Origin of the sequence: Mesorhizobium sp. M7A.F.Ca.US.006.04.2.1 (assembly GCF_004022915.1) — a bacterium.
GTDB lineage: Bacteria > Pseudomonadota > Alphaproteobacteria > Rhizobiales > Rhizobiaceae > Mesorhizobium > Mesorhizobium ciceri.
This window is the reverse complement of record NZ_RZQA01001310.1, coordinates 1-1,116: the sequence shown is the minus strand read 5'-3', so window position 1 is coordinate 1,116 and position 1,116 is coordinate 1. Positions and strand designations below refer to the sequence as shown.

1 protein-coding gene is annotated in these 1,116 nt (G+C 63.8%); it reads left to right on the top strand.

Features of this window, described 5'->3' with window-relative positions:
- Positions 1–222: 222 nt before the first annotated feature.
- Positions 223–1,116, top strand: an 894-nt coding sequence (locus EN925_RS36885; RefSeq protein ID WP_245487436.1) for an ABC transporter transmembrane domain-containing protein, incomplete at its 3' end; no start/stop codon positions are given.

The window sequence follows — 1,116 nt, the reverse complement described above, 5'->3', positions numbered from 1 at the left end:
GGATGTCGGTCTTCATGGTTCGGTTCCTGGCTTGCCGGCGCTGCCGACGGGCATAAGCCTGCGTCGATGCGCCCCTTTTTAAAACTCGAAGCCGCAGCTATTGAGGAGCCACGGCTTCTAAAACGGTCGGCGAGCCTATACATCAGCCGGAATTGAATCACAAGGCCGCGGCAAGCGCATATTGAGGCGCAGACCCCAAGGACGGCTGGAGGAAACATCGGGATGGCGCAAATCACCAGCGCAGACGAGCGCCGGCGTTCGCTCAAGCCGCTCAGGCGCCTGTTCCCCTACATCACGCACTACCGCACGCTGGTCGTCGGCGCCATTATCTCGCTGGTCATCGCGGCGGCAACCACGCTGGCGCTGCCGCTGGCGGTGCGACGCATGATCGATCATGGCTTCTCGTCGTCCAGCACGACCTTCATTGCCGAATATTTCGCAGCGCTGGTGGCTATGGCCGCCCTGCTGGCGGCAGCATCGGCCGGCCGCTACTATTTCGTCATCACGCTGGGCGAGCGCGTCGTCGCCGATATCAGGCGCGATGTGTTTGCCCATGTGACGACGCTGTCGCCTGCCTTCTTCGACACCGCCCAGTCGGGCGAGATCGTGTCGCGGCTTGCCGCCGACACGACGCAGGTCAAGTCGGCGGTCGGAGCGACGGCCTCGGTGGCGCTGCGCAATGTCATCCTCGGCCTTGGCGCGGTGGGGATGATGGTCATCACCAGCCCGAAACTGTCCGGCCTGGTCATCGCGGCAATACCCGTGATCGTGCTGCCGCTGGTCGCCTTCGGCCGTTCGGTGCGGCGCAAATCACGTCAGGCGCAGGATACGCTGGCCGATGCCACCGCCTATGCCAGCGAGCAGATCGGCGCGGTGCGCACGCTGCAGGCCTTCACCAATGAGAAGCTGGTCACCGGGCATTTCTCGGCTGCGGTGGAAGCTGCTTTCGAGGCGGCACGCTCCTCGATCTTCGCGCGCTCCTTCTTAACCTTCTTCGCCATTTTCACCATCTTCTCGTCCGTCGTGGCGGTGCTGTGGTTCGGCTCGCGCGACGTGCTCGAAGGCTCGATATCGCCCGGCACGCTCGGCCAGTTTCTGCTCTATTTGGGGTTCGCC